This is a genomic window from Vibrio sp. 03_296 (genome assembly GCF_002265885.1).
On the sequence record NZ_NPKW01001133.1, the window covers coordinates 1 to 654 of the forward strand.

Annotated in this window: 1 pseudogene; it reads right to left on the bottom strand. The window is 46.8% G+C overall.

Annotation, left to right across the window (positions count from 1 at the left end):
- Positions 1 to 603, bottom strand: a pseudogene (locus CIK04_RS30330) (TIGR03503 family protein); the annotation flags it as partial.
- Between the last annotated feature and the right edge of the window lie 51 nt (positions 604 to 654).

The window sequence follows — 654 nt, forward strand, 5'->3', positions numbered from 1 at the left end:
RGCAGCTGCACAGTAATACACCATCACCGCTCTTTCATCTAAACCCATGCCATCATCGCTAAAATCGCCAATAACAATGGGAACTGGACGCGCTTCTTTCACTAAATCTTGCTCGTTTTCAACAAACTTCGTGAAAGTCACTTTTAGATTGACGCGATCAAGGAAATCTCTCAGGACCAACGGCTTATCATCCGATGCGAGCCTTGCGGTGAACTTCATCACTTCGCCATGATACAAACGACTAGGGAAGAAATCCGTTGAAAGCGTCAGGTGAGAAATCAACCGAATGTTGTTTTTTGGGCTCACTTTTCCCACGGCTTGCCAAGGGCCCGGCATCGGGTTGTCAATAGAGATGATGTCCATCGCTGGCTCTTGATACCAGCGGACGTTGGGGTAGCTTTTGAAAGCGTAGTATTTCGACCATCTGGTCGCACTAGCACCACGGGCTGAGAGGGATTTTCTCGATAAATCAAGAAAGTGATTTGATCGATGGTTGGATCCACTCGAAAGCGGTTATCCAGCAAGGACATGGTCGACTCTGTCGCAGCATGGCTTACACRACTAACCAATAACAATAATACCGACTGACAATGTCCTCAACATAGATTCTCCTATTGACGCCAGAGGCAAGTTCCGCTTTTTTCTACAATATCC